Genomic DNA, 24,994 nt, shown 5'->3' with positions numbered 1-24,994 from the left:
CACAAAAACGCCCTTCCCTATACGGGAAAGGCGTTTCTTTTCATTTTGCAATGAATGTGTATAAAAGTATATCAGGCATCCCTGTTACCAGTTCAGACCGTTATCCTTGGCGATCGGCTCTTCCTTAACCAAGGTGTAGAGGCTGCTCGCCTCATCCTTCTTGGTACTCTCGGCAAGACGTTCCACCTTCACGGTGACCAGCTTTTGACCGAACTGAACCGTAAGCTCATCGCCCACTTTGACAGCGGCGCTTGGCTTCGCTTCACGTCCGTTCACCAGCACACGTCCCTGTTCGGAAACGTCCTTGGCTACGGTGCGGCGTTTGATCAGCCGGGAGACCTTCAGGAATTTATCAAGACGCATTATTTTACGGCTTCTTTAAGTTTGTTGCCTGCTTTAAACGCAGGAACGGTGGACTCAGGAATCACGATTTCATTCCCTGTTTGCGGGTTACGTCCGGTACGACCGGAACGTTTGCGGGTCTCAAAAGTGCCAAAGCCGATCAGTTGTACTTTGTCTCCGCTGGCAAGTGCATCTGTAATTTCTCCCAAAAAGCCGTTCAATACGGACTCAACGTCTTTTTTAGTCAAACCGCTTTTGGTGGAAATGTTGTTAATCAGATCTGTTTTGTTCATTTTTAAAAGCCTCCCAAATTGAAAAAAAAGTATCTGCGAATCCGTGACAACAGATCTGCTGCTGCTGGCTCCGCGCAAGGTTACTACACATGTATTCTGGCTTGGCATCTGAAATCCTGCCTCGGTCTTCGACTTTTTTCACTTTTTGTCGGTCCTGCCCAAGAACAGTCTAAGTCCAGTACCCGAAACGCCTCTGCATTAATCACACGGTTTCTCGTGCAACCGCACCCGAGATGCTTCGACGACACGATACGCATGATGCAACTAATGATATCGGATCAGCGCCCAAAATGCCAGAACCCTTTACAATCCAGCCTTCTTCGCTGCCTGCCAGTATTGCTCCATTTCATCGAAATTGCTGTCTGATGGAGTTCTTCCCTGTTCACGCAGACGCTCCTCAATATACTGGAAACGCTGAATGAATTTCCGATTGGTGGCGGCAAGCGCCTCCTCTGGATCGGTATCAATAAATCTCGCTACATTGGCAGCTGCAAACAGTAAATCGCCCAGTTCCAGCTTCCGTTCTTCCGCAGACTGGTTATGCTGCACTGCTTCTTTTAGCTCTGCCAGCTCTTCCTCAATCTTGGCAAAGACACCTTCCACGTCATCCCAATCGAAGCCAACTTTAGCCGCTTTATTCTGTAATTTGTACCCTTTCATCAAGGCAGGCAAGTCGCGGGGAATACCGTCTAGCACAGAAGTCTGCTGTAGATCCTGTCCCTTGCGCTTTTTCTCCTCTGCCTTCATCTGTTCCCAGTTTTGCAACGCTTCATTCGCATTCTCTGCCTGTTGTTCACCGAATACGTGCGGATGACGGAAAATTAGCTTGTCGTTCAACCCTTCGATAACGTCGTACACGTTAAATGTGCCAACCTCTTCTTCCATCTGGGAGTGCAGCAAAATCTGCAACAGGAGGTCGCCCAGCTCTTCCTTCATGTGATCAGGGTCATCTTCATCAATCGTTTCAATGACTTCATAGGTTTCCTCAATCAGGTTTTTACGAATCAACTGGTGGGTCTGCTCCTGATCCCATGGACAGCCACCTGGACTGCGAAGGATATTCACGATTTCATGCAGTCGTGCGAAGGAGCGCCGACGAAGCGCGTCATCCGTATTCTTGGGCACATATATCAATGAGAGATTACCGTACCCTTCAATCCGATCCAGATCATGCAGCGGCACCTTGTGTATGATCTCCTGTCCCTGTACACCCAAGGCATGTCCGACAAATACCGGATAATCGTCAGGGTAAACGTCCATCAGGCACAGTTTTACGTCGGAAGCGGTAAACACATCATATACTTGTCCAATCAAGGTATGAAGCTGCGGTTGCACCAGTTCCGTATTCAGACTGCTGGCATCGAGAAGCTGAAAACCTTCAATCGGATCGAATCCAAGACGAATAAACGCTTCATCCAGAAAGCTTTCCCCACCCATAACGCGCAGCGAAATGCCCATTTCTGGGCAGCGCTCCTTCAACAGGCGTACACTCGCTTCAGCGACCATGGGATGCCCTGGCACGGCATAAACGATCTCGGTACCCGGCTCGCCCTTGCGTGCGGCCTCAATCAGTCGATCTGCAATTTCGTCGTACACTTCCGGAAAAGAATCCTTCGCCTCATAGATGGCATCGAAGGATGTCATCTCCAACCCTTCCTGCTTGAGATCATTCAACACGGGATGATCCAGTGTGCGTACATACAGCGTCGCTGCATGTTTCATTTTTTTGATGATTCCTACCGTTAGCTGATCTGCATCTCCAGATCCAAGACCGACTACTGTCAAAGCTGCACTCATCTTTATATGCCTCCATCCGAACTATCCCGTTCCGACTCCCCATCCTTGGTCAACCAATCTTGGATGGGTCATACATAGTACAGAACAGGGCTCTATAATTAAACGTATTATACCAGAATTAGACGTTATCCTATAATTGCATTTGCATATGACACGGTGTGACTCATTCAATCACTTTTGCTCCGCTTTAATGTGGGAGCCGGGTTGAATGGCTGACGTAGCGCTAACTGTAGCAGCGCAACGCGAGGGTTAGCGCAGCACACGCAGTCTGCGCAGCAGCTTCGCCAGCAACGGCCCCAGCTTGGGCACGGCCGCCAGCTCTGCGGCGCTCAGCAGCCTCGTCCGGGCCGCGGCCAGCAAGAACACGGCCGAGCCTGCGGCTATGCCTAGCAGGCTCACGCCCATCGCGGCCAGCCTACGATCGGCCGCGATACCGATGCCGCCGAGCACTGCTTCGGCGGCCCAGGCCGTGCCTGCCGCCGCCAGGCTCATGGCGGCGATCACCAGCGCCGGCTTCGCCAGAACGGCGCCCGGGGCCGGGCGCATGGCGACAAGTCGCGCCAGCAGCGCCACATTCAGGCCAGCCGCCAGCATGTAGGCGACTGCGCCTGCCAGGGCCGCGCCGCTGATGCCCAGCGCCGGCACAAGCAAGACGTTCAGCAGCGCCTTGACGCCTGCGGCGGCCAGCATGCTGAACGCGGGTGCGCGCACGGCGCCGAGGCCTTGCAGCAGCGCCGCCGCGATAATGCTGACGGTGCTGCCCGCAGCCGTCAGCGCCATGTACCGCAGAGCTTCGGTGCCTGCGGCATCGCCGTACAGCATGCGGTTAATCGGCTCTGCCAGCACCGCTAGACCTGCGGATGCCGCCAGGCCGATCAACCAGAACCAGCGCAGCGCAAGGCCTGCTTGCTGCCTCACGGCTTCTGGCCCGCCTTTCAGCCTGGCTTCGGCCATCGCCGGAATAAAGAGCACAGACAGCGACGTGGCAAGCATCGTCACCAACTGAACCAGCGGCAAGCCCCGGTTGTAAATCCCGAAGGACACCATAGATTGAAGCTCATCCAACCCTTCTCGTCTTAGCAGTCGGGGTACCGTAAAGGTATCCACCAAATTCATCAATGGCACAGCCAGTGATCCGAGACAAACCGGAATGGCATAGATCAGTAGCGTCCGCATCCACTCACCGTTGGATCGCCGCTCCTCAGACAGAAGGCTGCTCCCCCCGCTTCGGTGTTCTTTGGTTTTCTCCATTTGCTCAGCTGTCTCAGTACTTTTCATAACAGCGAGCCTTTCCCCATTTTTCCGTCGATGATGGTACACATATCCAAGCATCGTAACTAACCCGGCAAACCCTCCTGCCACTGAACCGATCATGGCTCCAGCTGCAATGGTCTCCAATGAAGCGTCCCGTCCCATGAGCCACAACAACAGAACAATCATCACCGTGACCCGAACAGTTTGCTCTACCACCTGGGATACCGCCGTAGGCACCATTTGCTGCAACCCCTGAAAATATCCGCGCAAGCCTGTCATCACCGGTACAAACAACAATGCCATTGAAGCTGTACGAATGGACGGTACGACACTTCCATTTCCAATCAGATCTCCAATAAGCGGTGCACCTATATACATCAACAAAGCCAGTGCCAGTCCAATTCCACCGAGCAGAATCGAGGACAAACGTATAACCCGTCTGCCCTCCTCCGGTCGGCCAAGAGCATTCTGCTCGGCTACGAATTTGGATACAGCCACAGGCAGCCCTGCAGCAGCAATGGTAATGGTGAGCATATAGAACGGGTACACCGTATTGTAGATGCCAAAAACACCGTCTCCCCCAGATTCTGTAGCGGAATCTTCTGAAAAGCACCAATGATTTTGGATATAATGGCGGCAAGCCCAAGCACAAATGCGCCCTGAAGCAATCTTGAGCCTGTAGACAACTGTTTCATATGTCCCTCCTGCGTATGTCCGTGCATTCATTCCTTCAAAGTATACCTAGCTATTATACCTGTCCCAAGGCGCACAGACTAACCCTTCAAGACACCATGCACTTCAGGACATCATCCACACTATCTACAGCTTCCCTAAAATGCAAAAACTCCTGGTTGCCCTCTGGGCACCAGGAGTTGATCTGCTATTTATTGCTCCATCTGTTTGCCAAGGAACCCGGCAGCTGTCTCAGACATTTTAATTTCCATCTGAGACATCTTCACCGATTCATCCTTGTTGAAAAGGATAACCGTTCCGATGGGGTCACCACCTGAAATGATCGGGGCAATAACAAAAGACGATAACGTCTCGTCATGATCTTTGCTAAGCTCATAAGAACCATTGTTGGTCTCCAAAATCGTCTTCCGGTTTTCCATACAACTCTCCAGCAAAGGACCTACCTGCTTGTCCAGATACTCTTTCTTGGAGCCACCTGCCACGGTAATAATCGTATCACGATCAGAGATCATCGTTACATGGCCTGTACTTTCATACAGCGATTCTGCATATTCTTTGGCAAAATCACCAAGTTCGCCAATCGGCGAGTATTTTTTAAGAATAACCTCTCCATCGCGGTCCACAAAAATCTCAAGTGGATCGCCTTCACGGATACGTAACGTACGGCGGATTTCTTTCGGAATGACCACTCGACCGAGGTCATCTATACGGCGGACAATACCAGTAGCTTTCATTTCACATGTTGCCCCACTTTCTCGAGAAGATTTTTCAACTACTGTTCCTTAATGGGTAGAGGAAAGTCCCAGAACGTTTAGTGTGATATCTTGACCATAGTATTCATCTGTTCCCATTTCCTTATACATACTTTGGAGAATATAGTTGTGTAAACTTCCACAGAAGGCGACCATGTACCCACTTTGCTCTATAGATACAAGGAAAAGCAAGAGGGAGGCCTTAAGTCCCCCCCCTTGCTTTTCTGTATGGTTGTCCATATTAGAAGCGTTCAGTGTATCATCCAGACAAACGTATTTGCTGAATGTATGCACTCGCTATCTTACTTACCGCTTGTATCTGTACCTTCACCTGTTGTTGTATCTTTGTCGGTTCCAGTTGTTCCTTGATCCGTTTTGGTATCCGTACCCGCATCGGTTTTTTCACCCTCAGTACCTTTTTCCGTTCCTGTACCGGTTGTGCCTTCAGTTGTGCCTTCTTCAGCTTTGTCTGTTTTCGGCAGTTTTACTTCTTTAACGATTTTGTCCAGTTCACTGGTCATGAATGTGTCGATCTCAGCAGCGGCCAATTGACTTTTGAGTGTTTCTTTTTGTTCAGCAGTCAATTTCGTGTAGTCCGCTTCTGTACGTTTTTCTACTTTCATGATGTGATAACCATATTCAGTCTCTACTGGATCACTGATTTTGTTCAATGGCAGTGTTTTGGCCGCTTCTCTGAACGCATCTACCCAGCTGGCTACAGGTGTATCTTCATACAAGCCGCCTTTTTCTGCAGAACCTGTATCTTCGGAGTATTTCTTCGCGATTTCAGCAAAGTCTGCTCCGCCGTCCAATTTCGCTTTCACTTCTTTCGCAAGTTTCAGAGCATCTTCCTTTTTACGCTCTTTTTGCGTTTTTGGATCAGTGAAATTGATCAGTACATGACGAACAGACGCCGTTGTGAACTGATCTTTATTTTTCTCAAATTCAGCTTTAATCGCATCTTCAGTAACGCCCGTTTCTTTGTCCTTAATTACCGTCATGATGCGAGTCATGTAATCCTTAATGTTCTGGTCTGTCAGATTCTGAGCTTTCAGCATCTCAGTCCATTGGTCAGCTTGAACAGAAGCTTTCATTTTGTCGAATTGCTCTGTCGCTGTTTTGGCACCCTCGGTTTTGGCTGCATCACTTGCTTTTCCACTCAAATATTCATAAGCAACTTCCTGTTTTACCAGGTACTCCTTGAAATCATCCATATCCATCATTTGTGCATATTCCGGATAGAGGAATTTCATGACCCGTTGCTCCATGTCGAATTCATTGGCTGTAATTGTACCGCCATCATACGTAGCGACTACAGCACTTGTATCCTTCGGTTCTGTTTTCGCTTCTTCCTTCTTGCCACAAGCAGCAAGCAGTGATAAGGACAGTACTGCTACCATACTCACAGACAGTACTTTCCCTACTTTTTTATACTTTGCTAACATCCTTTAGTTCCCCCTTTGATTTAAAAGCACTTTTCATGGACTCCAGAAATTTCTCTACCAGCTCCATCAGTTGCTTGTCCCCAAGCCCTTTGCCCTTGACATGAATAAGCATATGGGGTCCTTGTTCAAATTGTACACGTCTTTCGAACTGATTTCCAATGTGTGCGATTTTTGAGAGCTCAAATGCATGTTCTCGGCCTTCGTAGAATTTCACTGTAAGATCATCTCCGCGTTGGGAGATTGATTCAATACCGTAGATCTTGCCATAGACTTTCATTCTGGCCACCGCCAGCAGATTGATCACGGCTTCCGGCAGATCTCCGAATCGGTCAACCAATTCGTCTTCCAGTTCCATTGCATCGTCGAAGGAGGCAATAACCGCCACTTTTTTATAAATTTCAATCTTCTGAATACTGTCATAAATATAATCAGACGGCAAGTACGCATCGATACTGAGATCCAGTGTTGTGTTCCACTGATCGGATGGCACCGGCTCTTCGCCGAGCATCGTAACTTTGCGTTTGTTAATTTCCTCTGCCAGCATCTGAGAATATAGATCGAATCCGACAGACGCAATAAAGCCGTGCTGTTCAGCTCCGAGCAGATTACCCGCGCCGCGGATCGACAAATCACGCATCGCGATCTTGAATCCCGAACCCAGTTCGGTGAATTCCTTAATCGATTGCAGACGTTTCTCAGCAACTTCGGTCAGCACTTTGTCCCGTTGGTACGTGAAATAGGCATACGCGATCCGGTTGGAACGTCCCACCCGTCCACGAAGCTGGTACAGCTGGGAGAGCCCCATTTTGTCCGCGTCATGCACGATCAGAGTATTTACGTTAGGAATATCTACCCCAGTCTCGATGATGCTAGTGCTGACAAGTACGTCGTACTCACCATCCAGGAAGTCCAGAATGGTCTTCTCCAGCTCCGTTTCCGACATCTGGCCATGTCCCACACCAACCTTGGCCTCAGGCACCAATTCGGAAATTTCCGCAGCCATCTCCTGAATTCCCTGAACACGGTTATACAAGTAGTAGACCTGACCGCCACGAGCCAATTCACGTTCAATCGCTTCACGAACAAGTGCCTGACTGTGTTCAACGACATACGTCTGTACCGGAAAACGGTTTTCTGGCGGAGTCTCAATAACCGACAGATCCCGAACGCCCAGCATGGACATGTGAAGGGTACGCGGAATCGGCGTTGCTGTCAGTGTCAGCACGTCCACGTTTGTTTTCAGCTTTTTCAGTTTTTCCTTGTGCGTTACACCGAAGCGCTGCTCTTCATCTACAATTAACAGGCCAAGATCCTTGAAGACTAGATCCTGTGACAACAACCGATGGGTACCGATGACGATATCGACGGTGCCTGCCTTAATGCCTTTGGCCGTCTCGTTCTGTTCTTTACGTGAACGGAATCGGCTAAGTACATGAATGTTGAATGGATAACCGGAGAAACGCTCACGGAACGTTTCATAATGCTGCTGCGCCAAAATGGTTGTAGGGACTAATACAGCAACCTGTTTCCCCTCAATGGCAGCTTTAAATGCAGCACGGATCGCGACCTCGGTTTTGCCGTAACCGACATCCCCACACAATAAACGGTCCATCGGGCGATTTTGTTCCATATCCTTCTTGATTTCTTCGATGGCACGCACCTGATCACGTGTCTCATCATAAGGGAACATGTCCTCGAACTCCTGCTGTTCCGCAGAGTCTTTGTCGAAGCCAAAACCTTTTGACGTCTGACGTTCCGCATAAAGCTTGATTAGATCATCAGCAATATCCTGTACAGATGTGCGGACTTTATTTTTAACCCGTGTCCACTCATTGCCGCCCAGCTTATATATTTTCGGCTCTTTCTCTTCCGAACCGACATATTTCTGAATTAGATCAATCTGCTCAATCGGTACAGACAGTTTGTCTCCACCTGCATAGAGAATATGCATGTAGTCCTTGTGAATACCGCCGACCTCAAGTGTACCGATCCCGAGATACTTACCAATCCCGTGATTCTGATGAACGACATAATCGCCCACTTTCAGCTCACTATAGGATTTAATTCGTTCAGCATTGTCCACATTGCGAATCGGTTTGCGTACTTTGCGCTGCTTCTGTGAGAACATCTCGCCTTCGGTAACGACAGCCAGATGAATAGAAGGCATCTCAAAACCGGTTTGCAGGTTGCCAATAAGCATCTCCGGCTCAGGGATATCATAGTCCATGAGTACCCGGCGCATTCGATCGAGTCTTTCCTCACCGTTAGCCAGCATGAGCACCTGAACTCCGGCTTTCTGCCAGCGCTCCATCTCTGCTTTGAGCACGTTCATCTGTCCATGGAAGTCCTGCATTCCACGGCTGATAAAGTTGAGGATATTCTGCGGCTGGGTATGAGGAACCTGACGCAAAAAGATGGACATAAACAGCGTCTGGAATGGACGTTCATATATCAGATCATCCCCATCAGCCGACAGATGCAGGTCTGGAAGGGTCTTCCCGTTTTGCATCAAATGCAGATTCCACTCCGACTCATCTCGGTCAAGCTGTTTCGACGTCTCCGCGAGCCTTGCTGGCTCGTCGAGTACAAGCAACGTATCTTCTGGCATGTAGTCGTAGATCGTCTTGTTTTCCGGATAGAGCGGTGAAATATATTTATACATTTCGGAGAAATACACATGCTCCCGCAGAAGTTCGATCTCGCGATGAATTTCTTCTCGCAGACGCAGCTTCGCCTGCCGGTCCGTCATTTTCTCCAACTGTTGGTCAAGCAAAATAACGGCCGCATCCGCAGCCTTCTCCATACGTTCACGATCTGCAATTAACTCTTTGCACGGCAAAACCGTTACTTCGTCAATTCGTTCAATGGAACGCTGATCTGCAGGATCAAATGTACGAATGGAATCGATCTCATCGTCGAATAATTCCACACGATACGCAATGGACGATGTGACTGGATAGAAATCAATAATTCCTCCACGCACGCTCATCTCACCGCGTGATTCTACACGCTCTACACGTTCATATCCGAGCTTCACCATCTCCAGCAGGAATGCATCGAGCTCCAGCGTATTGCCTTGTTTAATTGTAATCTGAGCATTAGCCATCACTTCTGGAAGTGGAACATAGCGCCGTACCCCGGAAAACGGGATAACAACAACGCCCCTAAATCCCTGGGCGCAACGGACCAACACGTCAATACGCTGACCCAATGTTTCCGGACTGGAAACAGCAGCTTCAGCGGCAACAAGTTCGTTGGCAGGATAGAGCAACACCTGACCAGGTGAAAGCGCTTCCTGTAAATCTTCTGCGATTTTTTGAGCGGAAAACATATTGTGTGTCACAACGAGCAGGGGTCTGTTCATTTCCTGATGTAGAGCAGCCAGCATAATCTGACGCGCCGAACCGGATAAGCCCGAAACCAATTGCTCTTTCATGCCGGATGTAATCCCGGCCGTAATGGACCCGAAGTCCGGATCTTTGGAAAAAGCCTGTATAAGTGCTTGTAACAAAAGGGGCACCTCTCTTATAACTTACTTGAGTATCTCACGCATGCGCGCAGGTTCACCACATTAAAAATTGGATACAAATTCCTTTTTGTCCTGTTTCATCATAAAGGATTAATCGCTACTTTGCCACATCCGTTTGATGTGGCTGGGGGCTAATTTGGATATAGTCTGGTTTCATCCCAACTGAAAAGAAGCCTCAGCAGGCTGCCAAGGCTATAAAGGTGGAGCGGTATTCCGCAGCCGCCATCATCTGTCATAAGTTCTTGCTGCGGGCGAGTTAATTATTGAAGCGGACTCGCAAGCAGGCTCAGCTCAGGATTGAACTCCAGAGCTTCTTTGCAATAATCACATGTAATCCGAACGGTTATATCGCCACCGGAATTATACGCTATTATATCCCTCCGCTCGTCGGGGGTCAAGAAATGAAAGCCCAATTGCGCTTCCGTTATCCGGGCAGAATCGATTCGTCCAATAAAAGTACGGCAATGCCTACACACATAATTCACTGACATGTTTATGCCTCCTGAACATGGTTTATACGTCCAGTATGCCCATTAAGACCGAATCGAACCCGAATCTTGATCATTTTTCCAGTGTCACTTGCAGCGGTTCATCCGTTGAACTTGGCCATCGTCTGCTCAAACGTATGATCCAGACTATATTCCAATGCATCACAGGTCTGTTCGATCGTTTGATCGAGCGCTTCCTTTTCGTTCTTCATAAACTTCGACAGCACGTAGTCTACAATGGCATGTCCCGGTTCTGGTCGGGATATTCCCATCCGTACCCGGTTAAACTGCTGTGTACCGGTATGCTGGATAATGGATTTGATTCCATTGTGACCACCTGCACTGCCCTGGTAACGCAATCTGACTTTGCCTGTTTCTGTGTCCATGTCGTCGTAGACGACAATCAGGTCTTCCAGACTAACTTTATAAAAGTCCATATAAGCCCTTACCGACTCACCGGACAGGTTCATAAACGTCATTGGTTTAATCAGCACCGTTTTGACGCCACCAATTACACCTTCTCCAATCAGCGCCTTGCATTTGCTCTGCGTTATGGAAATATTATGGCGCTCTGCAAGTCGATCAAGTGCCATAAAGCCAATATTATGACGGGTTTTAGCGTAGTTCGGGCCTGGATTTCCGAGGCCGACAATCCACTTCATCTTGTTCCCTCCTTTGGATCAGCCTAAGGTGAAGCATAGACTTCGAATGTTATATTTCATATAATATCAACAAAGTGAGATTCGAATTGGTTATATAATTTGAACGATAATTACACCTAATCACTCCGATAGCAGTACCATCTTTCGATCGCTCTTATCCCCAGATTTTATTTAATCTCTTGATCCAAGGGAAAAATCCGGTGATAGCCTATGCTTCCGAAGTAGCATTCTTGCAGAAAGCTTTCAGGCGCACGCTCCGCTTCTTCAGATTGATTCTGCACTCTCCGTTTTGGTGTAAACGTCAGTTCAACTTATATTATTTTTACAGCTTTTATTCATCAACCCAGGAAGGTGAGCGGGTTTTGCGCGAAGACAACGGACAACTGACTCAACATAGCGATTTTATCTATCATCTGGAATATCATATACCTGTACAGGTATATGACCGCGACACCCATATTGAGATCGGACTAATCACACGTTTCGATAATCAATTTGTCGAAATTGCCGACACTCTTTTTCATCGGCGCCGGTTCCGTTTTATCTCCCGCCCCGGATACTAGAAATCCGGCAGGCAACTGCTTCACTTCCAATATAACGGAACGCCGACAGGGGTTACATTTTCCATTGATCCGGAAAACGTAACCCCTCTACTACTTTATGCAGACATCCTTATTCAATTTCAAACAGCTTGCTGATTGACAATTCCTCATGAACCCGGATAATGGCTTCTCCGAGCAAAGGTGCTACAGACAACACTTTAAGTTTGCTTGTCGGGTTAGCATGCGTAATCGGAATGGTATCCGTTACGATAACTTCCTTCAGTGGTGCATTCTCCAAGCGTTCCATCGCAGGTCCGGACAATACTGGGTGAGTACAGCAAGCGTATACTTCCTTCACGCCGCCTTCCATCAGAGCATTCGCTCCCAATACAATCGTTCCCGCCGTATCAATGATGTCATCGATCAGAATTGCTGTTTTACCTTCGATGTTACCGATAATGTTCATCACTTCGCTGACGTTCGGCTCTGGACGACGTTTGTCGATAATTGCGAGAGGTGCATTCAGGAAGTCCGCCAGTTTCCGAGCGCGTACTACGCCGCCGTGGTCAGGCGATACAACAACCGGATTTTCGATCTGTTTCGAGCGGAAATATTGAGCCAAAATCGGCACGCCGAGCAGATGATCAACCGGAATATCGAAGAATCCTTGAATCTGCATTGCATGCAAGTCCATCGCGATTACACGGGTTGCACCCGCTTTTTCGATCAGATTGGCAACCAGTTTGGCTGTAATCGGGTCACGCGAACGGGCCTTACGGTCCTGTCTAGCATAGCCATAGTACGGAATAACGACGTTAATCGTCTTGGCAGATGCCCGTTTAAGTGCATCAATCATAACGAGCATTTCCATCAGGTTGTCATTAACCGGCAAGCAAGTAGACTGCACGATATAAACGTGACAGCCCCGAACACTCTCAGAGAGTTTCACTTGGATCTCACCATCACTAAAGCTAGTTGTGTGAGATTCACCCATAGGAATTCCGATATAATCAGCAATTTGATGGGCAAGCTTGGGGTTAGAATTGCAAGTAAATATTTTTAATTTCGAATCAAAATAAGTCATAAAATAAAAACCCTCCGTGCTGGTTCATTGGAATCTATAAGCGTCTGCGACATGTCGGCACCCCCCGATGTTCGGGAGGCAATTCTTAATATCAATACCCCTTATTCGGGTTTGGCATTTTGTTTCTTGGCTTTGGCACGACTACGGATTTTCTCCGCATATCCAGGTTTGTTCTCCTGGCGTGGGCGGGCAATCGCGAGATCATTGTCGGGAACTGAATGGGTAACGGTAGAGCCCGCAACAACATATGCGCCTTTTCCTACCGTGACAGGTGCAATCAGATTGACATTGCTACCTACGAACGCATCGTCTTCAATCGTCGTTACAGCTTTATTATATCCATCATAATTCACCGTTATTGCCCCGCATCCAACATTTACGTTTTTCCCTACTTTAGCATCCCCAATATAACTGAGATGAGATACTTTGGAGCCTTCATCAATTGTAGCATTTTTCACTTCAACAAAGTCACCAATTTTTACTTTACGGCCCAGTTTGGTACCTGGACGCAAATAAGCAAATGGACCTACAGTTGCTTCTGATCCAACCTCGGCTTGTGACAGTACAGAATGCTTAATTGTAACCCCATCCTGAATGATACTGTCTTCCACATCTGCCTGAGGACCAATATGGCATGCTTCACCAATGGTAGTTGTACCTTTGAGTATGGTACCCGGATACAATACTGTATCTGATCCAATGGTAACATCCGCCCCGATATATGTCGATGCCGGATCGATGATTGTAACACCGTTCAACATATGTTTTACCGCCAAACGTTCACGCATGAACGCTTCTGCTTGTGAAAGAGCAAGTCGATCATTAACTCCGATGGATTCCGCGATGTCATCTGACATGTAGGCTTCCACCACTTCTCCATCATTACGGAAAATGCCAACCACGTCAGTGAGATAATACTCTCCCTGAGCATTCTGGTTCGTCACTTTCTCCAGCGCAGCGAACAACTTAGCATTATCGAAGCAGTACGTACCTGTGTTGATCTCGTTCACAGCATCTTCCTGCTCCGTGCAATCCTTCTGTTCCACAATGCGCTGTACAGAACCATCTTCTCCGCGAATAACGCGGCCGTACCCTTTGGGATTGTCCAGTTCAGCTGTGAGTACCGTTGCTGCTGCTCCGCGGCTCTCATGGAGTTTCATCAGTCCTTCCAGCGTCTCGCTGGTCACAAGTGGTGTATCTCCACAGACAACGATGGTTGACCCTGCTTCACTGCCGAGCAGAGATTTAACCTGCTTCACCGCATGTCCTGTTCCCAATTGTTCAGCCTGAAGCACGTACTCTGCTCTGGAACCCAAAAATGACTGCACCGCTTCGGCACCGTGACCGACCACAACGACACTGCGTTCAACGCCTGCGCGAAGAGCTGCATCCAGCACGTGACCCACCATCGGTTTACCGCATACGGGATGCAGTACCTTGTACAATTTCGATTTCATCCGTTTGCCTTGCCCTGCTGCAAGAACGATTGCCATTCTTTTCAAAATTTACGACCTCCTGTTCTGAAAAACCCATCGTCTGACCTTACCTGTATATATCCGATGAGTAACGTTCAGCCGGCCCTGCGCCGGTCTTGTTCATCGCCTGCTGTCTCTGTAATCACGCGTAACAACGCGGACACCAACAAATCGTGACCTATATGTATACGCCGTGTACTTGCGAGCTTAACCGATTCCCATGATTCCTAGATGCCGCCCTGTTACCAAGCGCACGCTGCGCTTTTTGTTCTTTCAACATTTTGCAACATTTAAGCTGCGAAAATGCTCTTCTGTGAATAAACTCAATACTGAATATATCTTATTCCGGTCAAAAAGAAAAGAGAGCCATAAGACATGGCTCTCTTTTCCTTCGAACCCCAATAATGTTCTCAGGCACCTTCTTCAATGACTTCTTCCTCAGTTGCTGCGCGATCATACTCAGTCAAAACAGCTGCTTGAATCTTCTCGCGAGTACCGGAAGAGATCGGGTGGGCGATATCACGGAATTCTCCGTCAGGAGTCCGCTTGCTCGGCATAGCAACAAACATTCCGTTATTGCCATCGATGACGCGAATGTCATGAACGACGAATTCGTTATCGATGGTAATGGATGCGATAGCCTTCATTCTCCCCTCAGAGTTAACACGGCGGAGTCTGACATCCGTAATTTGCATGTGTGTGTTCACCACCTTTTTCCATCAGAACTTGGTGTATAATTCCACACAGCACATACGAACTCCTTCTTTTTATAACCACAAAAATGTCCTAATTTCAGGAATTTTTTTATTTAATACACAATTCGACAATGTTAGTGCCAGGTCGATGGAAAAGAACCTTTCCCGACATGTAATTCGTCATGATTCTACAGGTCAAAATAGTTGCCAGGCTTGACGGAAATGTGTCTGCTCTTTGCATCAACCGCCGTCAGCTTCGCCAGAGATATATAATCCGTCAGCAATCGTTCCTCCGAATCAACCGATCCGGATTCTACTAATACGCCTACCCCGGCTACCGTGGCATTAAACTCGGCCAATAGGTCGATCATCCCTTGGACGGTTCCCCCAGCTTTCATAAAATCATCTACAATGAGCACTCTGGAGTGCTCACGCATTGCCCTGCGAGATAGGGACATGGTATGTAGGCTTTTATGGGACCCGGATACATAATTGATACTTACGGCCGATCCTTCCGTAGCCTGATGGTCCCTGCGCACGAGCACTACAGGCAGGTTGAGCTGGGCTCCGGTCGCATAAGCAAGTGGAATCCCTTTGGTTTCGACCGTCATCACCACATCAATATTCATATTGCCAAAGGCCGTTGCAAAAATCTTGCCGGCTTCATTCATCAATGCGGGCTGTCCAAGCAGGTCGGACATGTACAGATATTCACCAGGGAGTATCCGGTCCGGCTGCGCCAGCTGGGTAGAAAGTCGTTCTGCAAAAGCCAGTGCCAGTTCTCTGGACACCTTTGGAATCCACTTTACTCCCCCGGCTGCTCCAGCCAGTGTATGCAGTTCTCCCGAACCACCTTCTTCGAACACTTCCTTGATAATCGCCAAATCTTCACTGATCGACGACTTCGCAGCTCCATAGCGTTCGGCAAATGTGGTCAACGGAATAACCGTATGCGGTCTAGACAATAAGTACTGCGTCATTTCAACCAGCCTTGCGCTTCGTTTTAATTTCTTCACAGAGATCCATCCTCACGATCACGGAAAACATCCAAATCCGAATAATTATTTAAAAATATACCACCTTTATACGTGTTTGTACATTATAAAAGCGAATTTTAAGTTAGCATACGTACGGCATATACTTCTTTACAGAAGCCTCGTAGTCCATTGTATATCCGAGCAACCTTGGACTCCTTAGAGACCAGTCCAAACACAGTTGGACCGCTACCTGACATTAATACTCCGTCTGCTCCAAGCCGAATCATGGCATCCTTCAGATGCTGAACTTCCGGATACAGCTTCAACGTTACGTCCTCAAGCACATTCCCCATCTGCCCGCACACTTCGGCAAAGGATTGGTTGCGAATGGCCTGCTCCATTTTGGCAGCACTCGGATGACGAACAATCTTGTCGCTGCGGAAACGTCCATAGACATCGGCTGTAGACACATTAATCGGCGGCTTGGCCAAGATCACCCAACATTGCGGGGGATTCGGAATTGGTGTCAGCTTCTCCCCACGGCCTGTGGCGAGTGCTGTTCCGCCTGTAATGCAAAAAGGCACATCCGAGCCCAGTTCTGCTCCAAGTTCCTGCAGCTCTTGATCCGGAATGTTGAGACGCCAGAGGCGATTCAATCCACGCAGCGTTGCTGCTGCATCACTGCTGCCACCAGCAAGTCCGGCGGCCACCGGTATTTTTTTGTCCAGATGAATATGAACTCCGGTTTTCACGTCGTAACGCTCTTTGATAAGCCTGGCTGCCTGAAAAGCCAAGTTCTTCTCATCCAGGGGGATATATCCCGCCTGACTGGAGATAAAGATCGTGTCACGAGGCAGCTCAGACATTTCCAGTCGATCGGCAAGATCCACCATCGTCATGATCATCTCAACTTCGTGAAATCCATCTCTTCTTTTATGTAAAACGTCTAGCATCAAATTGATTTTAGCAGGCGCTTTTTCGTAAATTTTCAAGGCGTTCACCCGTCCTCACCTTTTCCCTAAGACAACTTAACATATTATATCAAAATGGGGCTGTCAAGTCATTTCTATTCCGCATCCATGGGGAAAAAGCGAGGTCATTCCTGCCGGATTGCCCCGCTCTCCAAACCGATTGAACCGGATTACGATTTGCGTGCCGCTTCTTCCGCAAGTTGAATGGCCCGTTTCACCATATTGCCCGCATCCTTCGCTTTGATCCCGCCCCAACCTTCCTGCTGGACGGTATCATAGAATCCTAGGTCTTTTGCCAGTTCATTCTTGAGTTCATCCGACATTACACTTCTTCTTCTCCGGCTCATGGGTCATCCTCCTCGAAATAGTTCATTCATGATAAGTCCATTTGTATCCGGGACTATTTGCCCCCAGGCCAAGAAAAATGCCTTGAACCTGTCCAAATAGTATGCCGCTTCTTCCCCAGACTCATTCCTGATCAACTATGCCTCTCCGATGAATCGAGCGGGATTATTGCAAAAATAAAAAAAGCGACCTGCCCAAGGGGGCAGAATCGCCGTAAATCGATACTTACGTCTCCATGTAGGAGCTATGCGTCTGGCTGCCTGGATCAAATACCATGACTTCCACCGATTCCGTAAGTATATCAGCATAACTGTAGGATACTCGCTTGAAAGTTTCTTGCTCCTCATCAAGCTTAACAATAAAAACAGAAGGGTACGTTTCTTCCAATACACCCGTACGCTCAATGGTCTTACGGCGGCCACCATTAGCCCGCAGCATAATTTTCTGACCGATATGTGCATCGAGATTGCGTTTGATATCCAATAGCGTATTTTTAGCCATTGTCGACGACCACCTCTTTTCTTGTCCATTATACCGGATTTTACAGTCATTGTCAAATCAAAACTAATTATTATATCAGTATCAAAAAGTTGTTGTCAATGAATTTTTTTGCAAACAAAAAAAGCCCCTAAATGGGACTTTCTTCTGCCATCATTAGACGGCTGATGGATTCACTTTTAACGTGGATAAATCGTTCAATCCGGGCAGACCTACCCGATAACTTCCCCGTGTCTCTACACCGCCCACACCCTGGCTACCACTAATCGTGTTATGCAAAATGTCATTCATGTTCACCGTTTCCCGCACCGACGTGAAGGCTGCCTTAGCTGCCACATAGACCGGGTCCAGGGCATGAATGAGAATTCGTCCTGGTGAACTGGCAAAGTTCGCTCCAGCCCGCAGCAAGGCCTCAAAGTGGGACTGACACGCGCCAGCTACAATCGTGAGCGCATCGAGATGACGTTCATATTGCCTAGCCACCTGAATAGCGGATACGAAGTTCTGCGAATTCTTGTAGCTTCCCAGACTATATAAGTCATAGGGCTGACGGGTCTTGAGTACCCCATCATGGCCAGTAATGACAACGATATCCGGACGCACTTTGGGCAGCAGACGATATAAAGTGTCCGCCATGGCAGACTCGTGTACATATTGACCCTCTGCGGGAACACGAAGCTGCTCATAAAGGTTCATGCTTTTTTTTAGATAATTAGGATCGCCATCCAAGTGCAGCACTTTGCCAGGCATCTCGAAATAAGCGGGTTCTTGTTGAACTGACCATTCCTGAACTAAACCTTCACGATTCCGCTCGGCCTGTTCCATTCGATTCTGCTGCAGGCGTGAGAGCGTCTGATGTGCTTTCACATGGGCCTGCCTCGTCTTCGCACTCTGCGGTTCATAAGGAACCTGTATCAAATCGTCCACAGGGGAATCGGCTAACAGCCGGAACTCGGTCCCTTTAATGATGGCACCGTCCGACTGGAGGCCTTCCAACCGGAAAGTCACATCTCCACCGTATGACTTTCGAACGACCAAGTCTCCGATATTCATCAACATAATCACCTCTACCCCATCGTATGGGCAGAAACCCGGATTGGTTCATCCGAATTTTACAGAGCTGATCGTACCCCAGCTTCCCACATTACGGTACTGAGTGTCGCATACTCCTGAAGGCTCAATGTTTCTCCCCGTCTTGAAGGCTGGATACCGGCCTGCTCCAACAACTGATCAGCCTGTTCTCTGTTCTCCTTCGTGAAGAAACGGGCTTTCAGATTATTGGAGATGGTTTTTCTACGCTGCGCAAAGGAAGCCTGTACCACTTCGAAGTAATGTGCCTCATCGGGAACTTCAACCGGTGGTTGTTCACGCACCTTTAACTTAATTACAGCCGATTCCACATTAGGCTGTGGAATAAAGACCGTGGGCGGAACAATACAGACCAATTCCGGCATACTGTAGTACTGAACCGCAATGCTCAAACTGCCATAGTCCTTTGATCCTGGTGCAGCAGCCATGCGTTCAGCCACTTCCTTCTGGATCATGACCACAATGCTGTCTACAGGCAGCTTCTCTTCGAGCAGCTTCATCATGATTGGCGTCGTTACATAATAAGGCAGATTGGCCACAACACTCACTTTATCTACCGTTCCAAAATCGGTGCGGAACAACTCAGCTAGATCCAGCCTCAGCACATCCCCGTGATGCACACGAACGTTTGGATAAGGCTGCATCACTTCACCCAGAATCGGGATCAATCGCTGATCAATCTCTACAGCAGTTACAGGACCGGCTACCCGAGCCAGACGTTCTGTGAGTGCGCCGATCCCTGGTCCGATCTCAAGTGCGCCCTTGGACTCGTCCAGATCAGCTGCATTTACAATTTTGTTCAATATATTTTGATCGATCAGAAAGTTCTGACCCAGGCTCTTCTTGAATGAAAATCCGTGTCTTTGAATAATTTCTTTGGTTCGTTTGGGTGTTGCAATTTCTACGGTTTCTTCCATGCCTTTCATACGCTCACAATCCTTCACGTTCAATTTGCGATAATGCTTCGGAGAACTCTTCCCGGGTAATCTGGAATACACTCAACCGCTTGTGGAACTGCTTGCCATTGCAATAACCTATGCCCAGCAGATTGCCCATCTCCATACGACGTGCAGCAGCCTGTGGGTGCACAATCAGTCCCGCCGCAATCAGATCCTCCCAATCGATCAAACTTGGTGCGCCTTCATATGACGTGTGTACACGTGCTAATGCATGACGAATCGCCTCCGGTGAAGCGTTCTCCACTCCGATATCGCCTTTGCGCGTAGCATCTGCCTCCGGAATGAAAGCATGCTTGCAACCAGGTACTTTATTGGCGATGATTTTACGAATACGTTCACCAGCATGATCCGGGTCTGTCAGTACGATGACACCACGTCTCTCTTGAGCAAGTGCAATCCGCTTTAGAATGCGTTGGTTGATGGCCGACCCACCGGTCTCGATCGTATCTGCCTGAACCGCACGTCGAATGGCTACGGTATCGTCACGGCCTTCTACCACGATCACTTCTTTTATCATGTTCCATTTCTTCCTTTCTAACGCAAAAAGAAGAGGAATATCCCTCTTCTCTGCCAAACGGCGGGGGAGACTGAATTCAGACCCCTCCGCCGCATATTCCGCATGAATCATTCATGCTTATATTTTATAGCATTCCCATTTCAAAGTAAAACGATTTTAGTTCGCTTCTGGCTTCACCGGACCAATCACATATACCGTCTTGCCTTTCTTCCGTCCGAAGTTCAGGGCATGCTTCACACTATCATAATACACATCAATTTTGTTGCCTTTAATGGCACCACCTGTGTCTTCCGCACGACGGAAGCCAAGGCCCTCGATATACACCCACCAGCCAATCGGAATGATTTTGGGATCAACCGCAATGGTGCGTCCCTCAGTTACCCGAGTACCTGATGCTGTTTTTGTGCCGATACCGGGCTCTTCAGAAGAGTATGCCGTCATGGATACATTTTTCAACACTTTTGAATATTTAAAAGAACTGCCTGAGACGGTAATTACTTTGCTGCCCGAGGCAGCGGTTTTCTTCGAGTTCGTGGTTGTTGCTGTTTTTGTCGTGGAAGTCTGCGCCGATACCGTCTGAATCACTGGCTCTTTCACAACAGGTTTGGCTTTGGTACCAATGGCGATCACTTTATCGACGCGATTCGTTGCGACCGATTTACCCACCATTTTTTTGGAGACCAATTCTCCATCCTGAAACACTTTTTCAATATGCTGTACAAGTGTGCCTTCTTTACCACTCACAACGACACGATTGTCGCCTTTGTACAAGCTAGGGTCAGCCGTTTTGATCACTTTATAAGCAATCGGATGTTCCACTTCCACCGTACGCTTTGTTACCCGCACTACACGGATTTTCATATCCGCTTCAATAGTGGTTCCAAGCGCCGGATATACTTTGTCTTCACTTGCAATTTGAATACCTGATTTTTTAATCGCATCTTTTACCGATGAATCGGTTGTATACAGAGTCTTGGTGTCCCCGTCTGCCGTAATATTAACTGGAACGGCCCGCTCAATAACGATGCGGTCTCCATCTGTGATCGCCCCATTCAAGGGCATGGATACCTGATCGTGAGGGCTGACTGTGATTGACTGCTCCTCCAGCATTTCCTGAAGCATTCCTGTACGAGTCTCTACCGCTTGAGCTTTGCCATCAATAACCAGTGAAATTTGTTTCCCGGCCTGACCGTAAACGACTAACAAGATCATGATTGTAAGCGCAATTGAGAAAATCGCGATCAATGCCATTTGACGCAAGTTCTCATGCTTCCACCGCAACGCGAAAGACTTACTGGATGATCGTGACTCATGGGTCTCTTCTGGTTGGAATGTGCCCACTTCTCCGTCCTCCTTCATAGCCTCGCCGTCTAAAGTAATGCATGATGTCTTTGACGCGACTATACCAAATTTTCTACAGAACACAGATCGGACCAACATAATCCGGTTCTGCACCATGAATCAATCTTCGCAACATGATGTCATCCTCCTGAATACTTACCGTATGATGACCGTATTTCTTTTATTCAAAAACAAAAAAGCCAAAGAAAGAGTTTAAGAGGAACTCTTTCGTGGCTTCCGAATGATTCTGAATATCGGAAATTCATGCACGAGGTTGCCTCTCTTTTTCCGCTTGCGAGGTTAGCTGTCGGGTTCGGGCGAAAGAGAGCCGCCCTATCTCCGGTCATCCGCTCATGGCGGACGCCCTTGAATTCACCCCGAGACCCAAAGAAGAAATCAAATACGGCTTCGCAGATTCATACGCTGCTTTTGGGTCAACGCATGTTGCGCATCGGCTGCAATCACCGATGTTTAAGCCCTATTGGTTCCCCCGCTCTCCGTTAACGGAGACTCAGCGAGACTGATTCATGAAAGTAATGTTGTTTCATCGGAAAGTGTCCCTTTGTTCATCCCCCGAACATCTGTCCAATTTTCCGCACAACAATTCACTGAAAAGATGATATCCTGTTTCTATGCATGTTGTAAAGCGTTGTTCAAGTACGTTTTTCTAAATATTTGGTTAAAATATTGTAATATTCTTGATTTATTTGGATCAAAAAGCAAATTAACTCCGCCTAACTCACTTTTTCACCCGTTTTTCTCGATCTTTTAACGAATCCCAAATCGTTCCATGGCATTTTTGGTCGTTATTGCTGCAATTTCCTCTATCGAAATGCCTTTAATTTCCGCAGCTGCTTCTGCAACCAGACGTACATGCGCTGTCTCATTTCGTTTTCCACGATAAGGGTGCGGTGTCAAATAAGGAGCGTCCGTTTCGATGAAAAATCGGTCCATAGGAACCTTCTCAAGTACCTCTTTGGGTTGCTTTGCATTTTTGAACGTGATTGGCCCTCCGAAGGAAAGATGAAAGCCTAAATCCAGACACATTTTCGCCGTTTCCCAGCTGCCAGAGAAGGAATGCATGACACCGCCTACTTCTCCAGCTTTCTCTTCACGCAGAATCTTTACAATATCTTCATGCGCATCCCGGTTGTGAATGACAATCGGCATATTCAACTCACGGGCAAGACCAATCTGTTGTCGTAATACGCGATGTTGAACCTCTTTCGGTGAAGTGTCCCAGTAATAGTCTAGACCAATTTCACCGATGGCTACCACTTTTTCATGCTTGCATAAAGATGCAATCCATTCCAGATCACCCTCTTGCATTGTGATTGCATCCACTGGGTGCCAGCCTACGGCAGCATATATAAAATCATAGGTTTCAGCCAGCTTCATCGTGGTTGGAATGGTCTCCCGGTTAAAGCCCACATTAATCATGCGACCAACGCCTGCATCCACAGCACGCTGAATCATTTCCTCGCGGTCCTCGTCGAATTGTGGTGCATCCAGGTGTGTATGTGTGTCGAACAACATCATGCTGTATTTCTCCCTTCATGTCGAATAAACGACTATCTCTTTTTAATCCATCCTGCAGTCTTAACCAGAACATAACTATTACTAAATTGGATCATGTTTTTTTTATATTTCTTTCATTGTTTGTTGAGCACAACATGTAGAACGAACAAGTTCCTTCATATCTATATGTGCTCATTTTTAGGCAATCGGGTTGTATTCTAATTACTTTGATTACAAAATTATGTCGATCTACATGTACTCTCCATTAAAGCAGATTACTGTATCATGAAAAATAGCTCTTTTCGAAAGCTTTTTTACATCATGATTCTTGAACAGCATTACGCATCATTTAATGGGAGAAATAGGGGCGTATATGGGACGGTAATTCATGAACAATCGCATCCACCTTATTTTGCGGATAATACAAATGATGCTTTCCACGATGAAGACCACTGATTGAACGGACAATGTCGGACACCTCTGACAACTCATGTAACTTGTCTTGCCGATCAAGCAGCAGAATCTGCTTGTCCGTGGATTCATCCGGACGAAACACATCATACGGATTATCCGTTGGAAAATCAATTTCTAGATCATACTCGGGATTGAGACCGGCTACAGTGAAGGCTTCCCGAATCTCTTCAATCATGTTTACGTCGATCTGTTCAATCTCTACATACTTATATAATTTGCGATCTATAAATCGTTCGCATAACTCACTCAGAACAGCATCGTCCTCTTTGCGCCACTGCATAAATGCCGTCTGAATCAAAGCTTCGTCCAGTTGTAAATATTCATCCACCGATAGATGTCCAGCGAATAACTGGGGTAGTGGATCAATCATGAAGCGGAATTGAAAACCTTGCTGTATGAGACTTTTTGCCCGCTTAAATATTTGCCGCAATATAATTTCCGAACTTCGGGTAACTGGATGAAAGTAAATTTGCCAGTACATCTGGTACCTGGACATCAAGTAATCCTCCACGGCGTGCATGCCCGACTCCTTGACCACAATTCGTCCGTGATATGGACGCAGCATACGCAAGATACGGTCAAGGTCAATTGTCCCATAGTTTACACCTGTAAAGTAGGCATCCCGAAGCAAGTAATCCATGCGGTCCGCATCTAGCGGACTGGTAACCAAATTAACAACAATAGGTTGCTCATACGTTTTTTGAATAACAGAAGCCACTTTCTCGGGAAAATCAGGAGCATACCGTCTTAAGATCGCCCCTACTTCGGTATCACCTGTAATGATCCGACAAGTCCAATCCTCATGATTCATATCGAAAGCTTCTTCTATAGAGTGAGAGAATGGCCCATGTCCAAGATCATGGAGCAATGCTGCACAAAGGGCTACCGTCTTTTCCTCCTTTGGCCAATCTGAATAGTGACTTCTTTCGAATTGGGAAATAATCTTACGCGTAATTTCGTAGACGCCCAAGGAATGTGAGAAGCGGCTGTGCTCTGCACCATGGAAAGTAAGAAACGAAGTTCCCAATTGACGGATTCGGCGTAAACGTTGAAACTCGGGCGTGTTGATCAACTGCCATATAATCGGATCTTGCACATGGATATAATTATGTACCGGATCTTTAAACACCTTTTCTTCCGTTAAACGCTGTTCCATGTCTATTCACTCCTTTAAAATATCGTTTGTATTTGTCGCTTTTCAGTATAATACCACCAAGGATTCGACAGGCTTTGACGAATCTTGTCGAATAAGGT

22 protein-coding genes, 1 pseudogene and 1 riboswitch are annotated in these 24,994 nt (G+C 47.6%); of the genes and pseudogenes, 1 reads left to right on the top strand and 22 read right to left on the bottom strand.

Translation table 11 applies throughout. The annotated features are described in order from the left end of the window. Positions 1-84 precede the first annotated feature (84 nt). The 9 genes and pseudogenes from PTQ21_RS05425 to pth form a co-directional block, all read right to left on the bottom strand. Positions 85-363: an RNA-binding S4 domain-containing protein gene (locus tag PTQ21_RS05425; RefSeq protein WP_024633720.1), complete on the bottom strand. Its 279-nt coding sequence runs from the start codon at positions 361-363 to the stop codon at positions 85-87. Continuing rightward, entirely contained in the window at positions 363-635 is a 273-nt protein-coding gene (locus PTQ21_RS05420; RefSeq protein WP_017691362.1) for an HU family DNA-binding protein, read from the bottom strand. The genes PTQ21_RS05425 and PTQ21_RS05420 overlap by 1 nt, the downstream gene beginning before the upstream one ends. A 303-nt stretch (positions 636-938) precedes the next feature. Then, positions 939-2,432, bottom strand: a complete 1,494-nt coding sequence (gene yabN / locus PTQ21_RS05415; protein WP_274569074.1) for a bifunctional methyltransferase/pyrophosphohydrolase YabN — start codon at positions 2,430-2,432, stop codon at positions 939-941. 249 nt (positions 2,433-2,681) lie between these two features. After that, positions 2,682-4,381 (bottom strand): annotated as a pseudogene (locus PTQ21_RS05410) (putative polysaccharide biosynthesis protein). A 189-nt stretch (positions 4,382-4,570) separates the two neighbouring features. After that, the gene (gene spoVT, locus PTQ21_RS05405; RefSeq protein ID WP_024633717.1) at positions 4,571-5,113 is read right to left on the bottom strand and encodes a stage V sporulation protein T; all 543 of its coding nucleotides are present in this window, start codon (positions 5,111-5,113) and stop codon (positions 4,571-4,573) included. A gap of 320 nt (positions 5,114-5,433) precedes the next feature. Then, complete coding sequence (locus tag PTQ21_RS05400; protein WP_274569072.1) at positions 5,434-6,576, bottom strand: peptidylprolyl isomerase; 1,143 nt, start codon at positions 6,574-6,576, stop codon at positions 5,434-5,436. After that, positions 6,560-10,087: a transcription-repair coupling factor gene (gene mfd / locus PTQ21_RS05395; protein ID WP_274569071.1), complete on the bottom strand. Its 3,528-nt coding sequence runs from the start codon at positions 10,085-10,087 to the stop codon at positions 6,560-6,562. The genes PTQ21_RS05400 and mfd overlap by 17 nt, the downstream gene beginning before the upstream one ends. A 278-nt stretch (positions 10,088-10,365) precedes the next feature. Further along, the gene (locus PTQ21_RS05390; RefSeq protein ID WP_024633714.1) at positions 10,366-10,596 is read right to left on the bottom strand and encodes an anti-sigma-F factor Fin; all 231 of its coding nucleotides are present in this window, start codon (positions 10,594-10,596) and stop codon (positions 10,366-10,368) included. A gap of 98 nt (positions 10,597-10,694) precedes the next feature. Further along, the gene (pth, locus tag PTQ21_RS05385) at positions 10,695-11,255 is read right to left on the bottom strand and encodes an aminoacyl-tRNA hydrolase (RefSeq protein ID WP_063567548.1); all 561 of its coding nucleotides are present in this window, start codon (positions 11,253-11,255) and stop codon (positions 10,695-10,697) included. Positions 11,256-11,617: 362 nt separating this feature from the next. Here pth and PTQ21_RS05380 point away from each other — a divergent pair, with 362 nt between their 5' ends. Then, on the top strand, positions 11,618-11,818 hold the full coding sequence (locus PTQ21_RS05380) for a hypothetical protein (protein WP_064641977.1): 201 nt from the start codon (positions 11,618-11,620) through the stop codon (positions 11,816-11,818). Between the two features lie 109 nt (positions 11,819-11,927). Here the strand turns inward: PTQ21_RS05380 and PTQ21_RS05375 are convergent, their stop codons facing one another. From PTQ21_RS05375 to PTQ21_RS05315, 13 genes are all read right to left on the bottom strand, one after another. Next, positions 11,928-12,881 carry a ribose-phosphate diphosphokinase gene (locus PTQ21_RS05375; RefSeq protein ID WP_017691370.1) on the bottom strand — a complete coding sequence of 318 codons (954 nt, stop codon included), beginning with the start codon at positions 12,879-12,881 and terminating at the stop codon, positions 11,928-11,930. 101 nt (positions 12,882-12,982) lie between these two features. Next, entirely contained in the window at positions 12,983-14,374 is a 1,392-nt protein-coding gene (glmU, locus tag PTQ21_RS05370) for a bifunctional UDP-N-acetylglucosamine diphosphorylase/glucosamine-1-phosphate N-acetyltransferase GlmU (protein WP_420800371.1), read from the bottom strand. A 392-nt stretch (positions 14,375-14,766) separates the two neighbouring features. Next, entirely contained in the window at positions 14,767-15,051 is a 285-nt protein-coding gene (gene spoVG, locus PTQ21_RS05365; RefSeq protein ID WP_017691372.1) for a septation regulator SpoVG, read from the bottom strand. A gap of 188 nt (positions 15,052-15,239) precedes the next feature. Continuing rightward, positions 15,240-16,067, bottom strand: coding sequence for a pur operon repressor (gene purR, locus PTQ21_RS05360; protein ID WP_064641410.1), 828 nt, complete (start codon positions 16,065-16,067; stop codon positions 15,240-15,242). A gap of 98 nt (positions 16,068-16,165) precedes the next feature. Further along, entirely contained in the window at positions 16,166-17,020 is an 855-nt protein-coding gene (gene ispE, locus PTQ21_RS05355; protein ID WP_064641978.1) for a 4-(cytidine 5'-diphospho)-2-C-methyl-D-erythritol kinase, read from the bottom strand. A 149-nt stretch (positions 17,021-17,169) separates the two neighbouring features. Further along, on the bottom strand, positions 17,170-17,346 hold the full coding sequence (locus PTQ21_RS05350; protein ID WP_053778930.1) for a small, acid-soluble spore protein, alpha/beta type: 177 nt from the start codon (positions 17,344-17,346) through the stop codon (positions 17,170-17,172). Positions 17,347-17,569: 223 nt separating this feature from the next. Continuing rightward, positions 17,570-17,845, bottom strand: coding sequence for a biofilm formation stimulator Veg (gene veg, locus PTQ21_RS05345; protein ID WP_053778931.1), 276 nt, complete (start codon positions 17,843-17,845; stop codon positions 17,570-17,572). Between the two features lie 153 nt (positions 17,846-17,998). Further along, positions 17,999-18,895 carry a sporulation peptidase YabG gene (gene yabG / locus PTQ21_RS05340; RefSeq protein WP_079697633.1) on the bottom strand — a complete coding sequence of 299 codons (897 nt, stop codon included), beginning with the start codon at positions 18,893-18,895 and terminating at the stop codon, positions 17,999-18,001. Positions 18,896-18,954: 59 nt separating this feature from the next. Next, positions 18,955-19,857 carry a 16S rRNA (adenine(1518)-N(6)/adenine(1519)-N(6))-dimethyltransferase RsmA gene (rsmA, locus tag PTQ21_RS05335; protein ID WP_274569066.1) on the bottom strand — a complete coding sequence of 301 codons (903 nt, stop codon included), beginning with the start codon at positions 19,855-19,857 and terminating at the stop codon, positions 18,955-18,957. A gap of 4 nt (positions 19,858-19,861) precedes the next feature. Beyond that, complete coding sequence (rnmV, locus tag PTQ21_RS05330; protein ID WP_024633704.1) at positions 19,862-20,407, bottom strand: ribonuclease M5; 546 nt, start codon at positions 20,405-20,407, stop codon at positions 19,862-19,864. 156 nt (positions 20,408-20,563) lie between these two features. Next, on the bottom strand, positions 20,564-21,748 hold the full coding sequence (locus PTQ21_RS05325; protein ID WP_063567543.1) for a resuscitation-promoting factor: 1,185 nt from the start codon (positions 21,746-21,748) through the stop codon (positions 20,564-20,566). Between the two features lie 273 nt (positions 21,749-22,021). Next, positions 22,022-22,275, bottom strand: a riboswitch (cyclic di-AMP (ydaO/yuaA leader). A gap of 241 nt (positions 22,276-22,516) precedes the next feature. Continuing rightward, on the bottom strand, positions 22,517-23,287 hold the full coding sequence (locus tag PTQ21_RS05320; RefSeq protein ID WP_197521513.1) for a TatD family hydrolase: 771 nt from the start codon (positions 23,285-23,287) through the stop codon (positions 22,517-22,519). A gap of 328 nt (positions 23,288-23,615) precedes the next feature. Then, positions 23,616-24,896 carry an HD domain-containing protein gene (locus PTQ21_RS05315; RefSeq protein ID WP_274569064.1) on the bottom strand — a complete coding sequence of 427 codons (1,281 nt, stop codon included), beginning with the start codon at positions 24,894-24,896 and terminating at the stop codon, positions 23,616-23,618. Positions 24,897-24,994: the final 98 nt, after the last annotated feature.

Source organism: Paenibacillus marchantiae (genome assembly GCF_028771845.1).
GTDB lineage: Bacteria > Bacillota > Bacilli > Paenibacillales > Paenibacillaceae > Paenibacillus > Paenibacillus marchantiae.
This window is presented reverse-complemented; position numbering and strand designations above follow the sequence as displayed.

What these genes read in the sequence shown, in the direction of transcription:
- PTQ21_RS05425 (WP_024633720.1), bottom strand. Translation starts at nt 363, where the DNA reads ATGCGTCTTGATAAATTCCTGAAGGTCTCCCGGCTGATCAAACGCCGC.
- PTQ21_RS05420 (WP_017691362.1), bottom strand. Translation starts at nt 635, where the DNA reads ATGAACAAAACAGATCTGATTAACAACATTTCCACCAAAAGCGGTTTG.
- yabN (WP_274569074.1), bottom strand. Translation starts at nt 2,432, where the DNA reads ATGAGTGCAGCTTTGACAGTAGTCGGTCTTGGATCTGGAGATGCAGAT.
- spoVT (WP_024633717.1), bottom strand. Translation starts at nt 5,113, where the DNA reads ATGAAAGCTACTGGTATTGTCCGCCGTATAGATGACCTCGGTCGAGTG.
- PTQ21_RS05400 (WP_274569072.1), bottom strand. Translation starts at nt 6,576, where the DNA reads ATGTTAGCAAAGTATAAAAAAGTAGGGAAAGTACTGTCTGTGAGTATG.
- PTQ21_RS05390 (WP_024633714.1), bottom strand. Translation starts at nt 10,596, where the DNA reads ATGTCAGTGAATTATGTGTGTAGGCATTGCCGTACTTTTATTGGACGA.
- pth (WP_063567548.1), bottom strand. Translation starts at nt 11,255, where the DNA reads ATGAAGTGGATTGTCGGCCTCGGAAATCCAGGCCCGAACTACGCTAAA.
- PTQ21_RS05375 (WP_017691370.1), bottom strand. Translation starts at nt 12,881, where the DNA reads ATGACTTATTTTGATTCGAAATTAAAAATATTTACTTGCAATTCTAAC.
- glmU (WP_420800371.1), bottom strand. Translation starts at nt 14,374, where the DNA reads ATGGCAATCGTTCTTGCAGCAGGGCAAGGCAAACGGATGAAATCGAAA.
- spoVG (WP_017691372.1), bottom strand. Translation starts at nt 15,051, where the DNA reads ATGCAAATTACGGATGTCAGACTCCGCCGTGTTAACTCTGAGGGGAGA.
- PTQ21_RS05350 (WP_053778930.1), bottom strand. Translation starts at nt 17,346, where the DNA reads ATGAGCCGGAGAAGAAGAAGTGTAATGTCGGATGAACTCAAGAATGAA.
- veg (WP_053778931.1), bottom strand. Translation starts at nt 17,845, where the DNA reads ATGGCTAAAAATACGCTATTGGATATCAAACGCAATCTCGATGCACAT.
- yabG (WP_079697633.1), bottom strand. Translation starts at nt 18,895, where the DNA reads ATGAATATCGGAGACTTGGTCGTTCGAAAGTCATACGGTGGAGATGTG.
- rsmA (WP_274569066.1), bottom strand. Translation starts at nt 19,857, where the DNA reads ATGAAAGGCATGGAAGAAACCGTAGAAATTGCAACACCCAAACGAACC.
- rnmV (WP_024633704.1), bottom strand. Translation starts at nt 20,407, where the DNA reads ATGATAAAAGAAGTGATCGTGGTAGAAGGCCGTGACGATACCGTAGCC.
- PTQ21_RS05320 (WP_197521513.1), bottom strand. Translation starts at nt 23,287, where the DNA reads ATGATGTTGTTCGACACACATACACACCTGGATGCACCACAATTCGAC.
- PTQ21_RS05315 (WP_274569064.1), bottom strand. Translation starts at nt 24,896, where the DNA reads ATGGAACAGCGTTTAACGGAAGAAAAGGTGTTTAAAGATCCGGTACAT.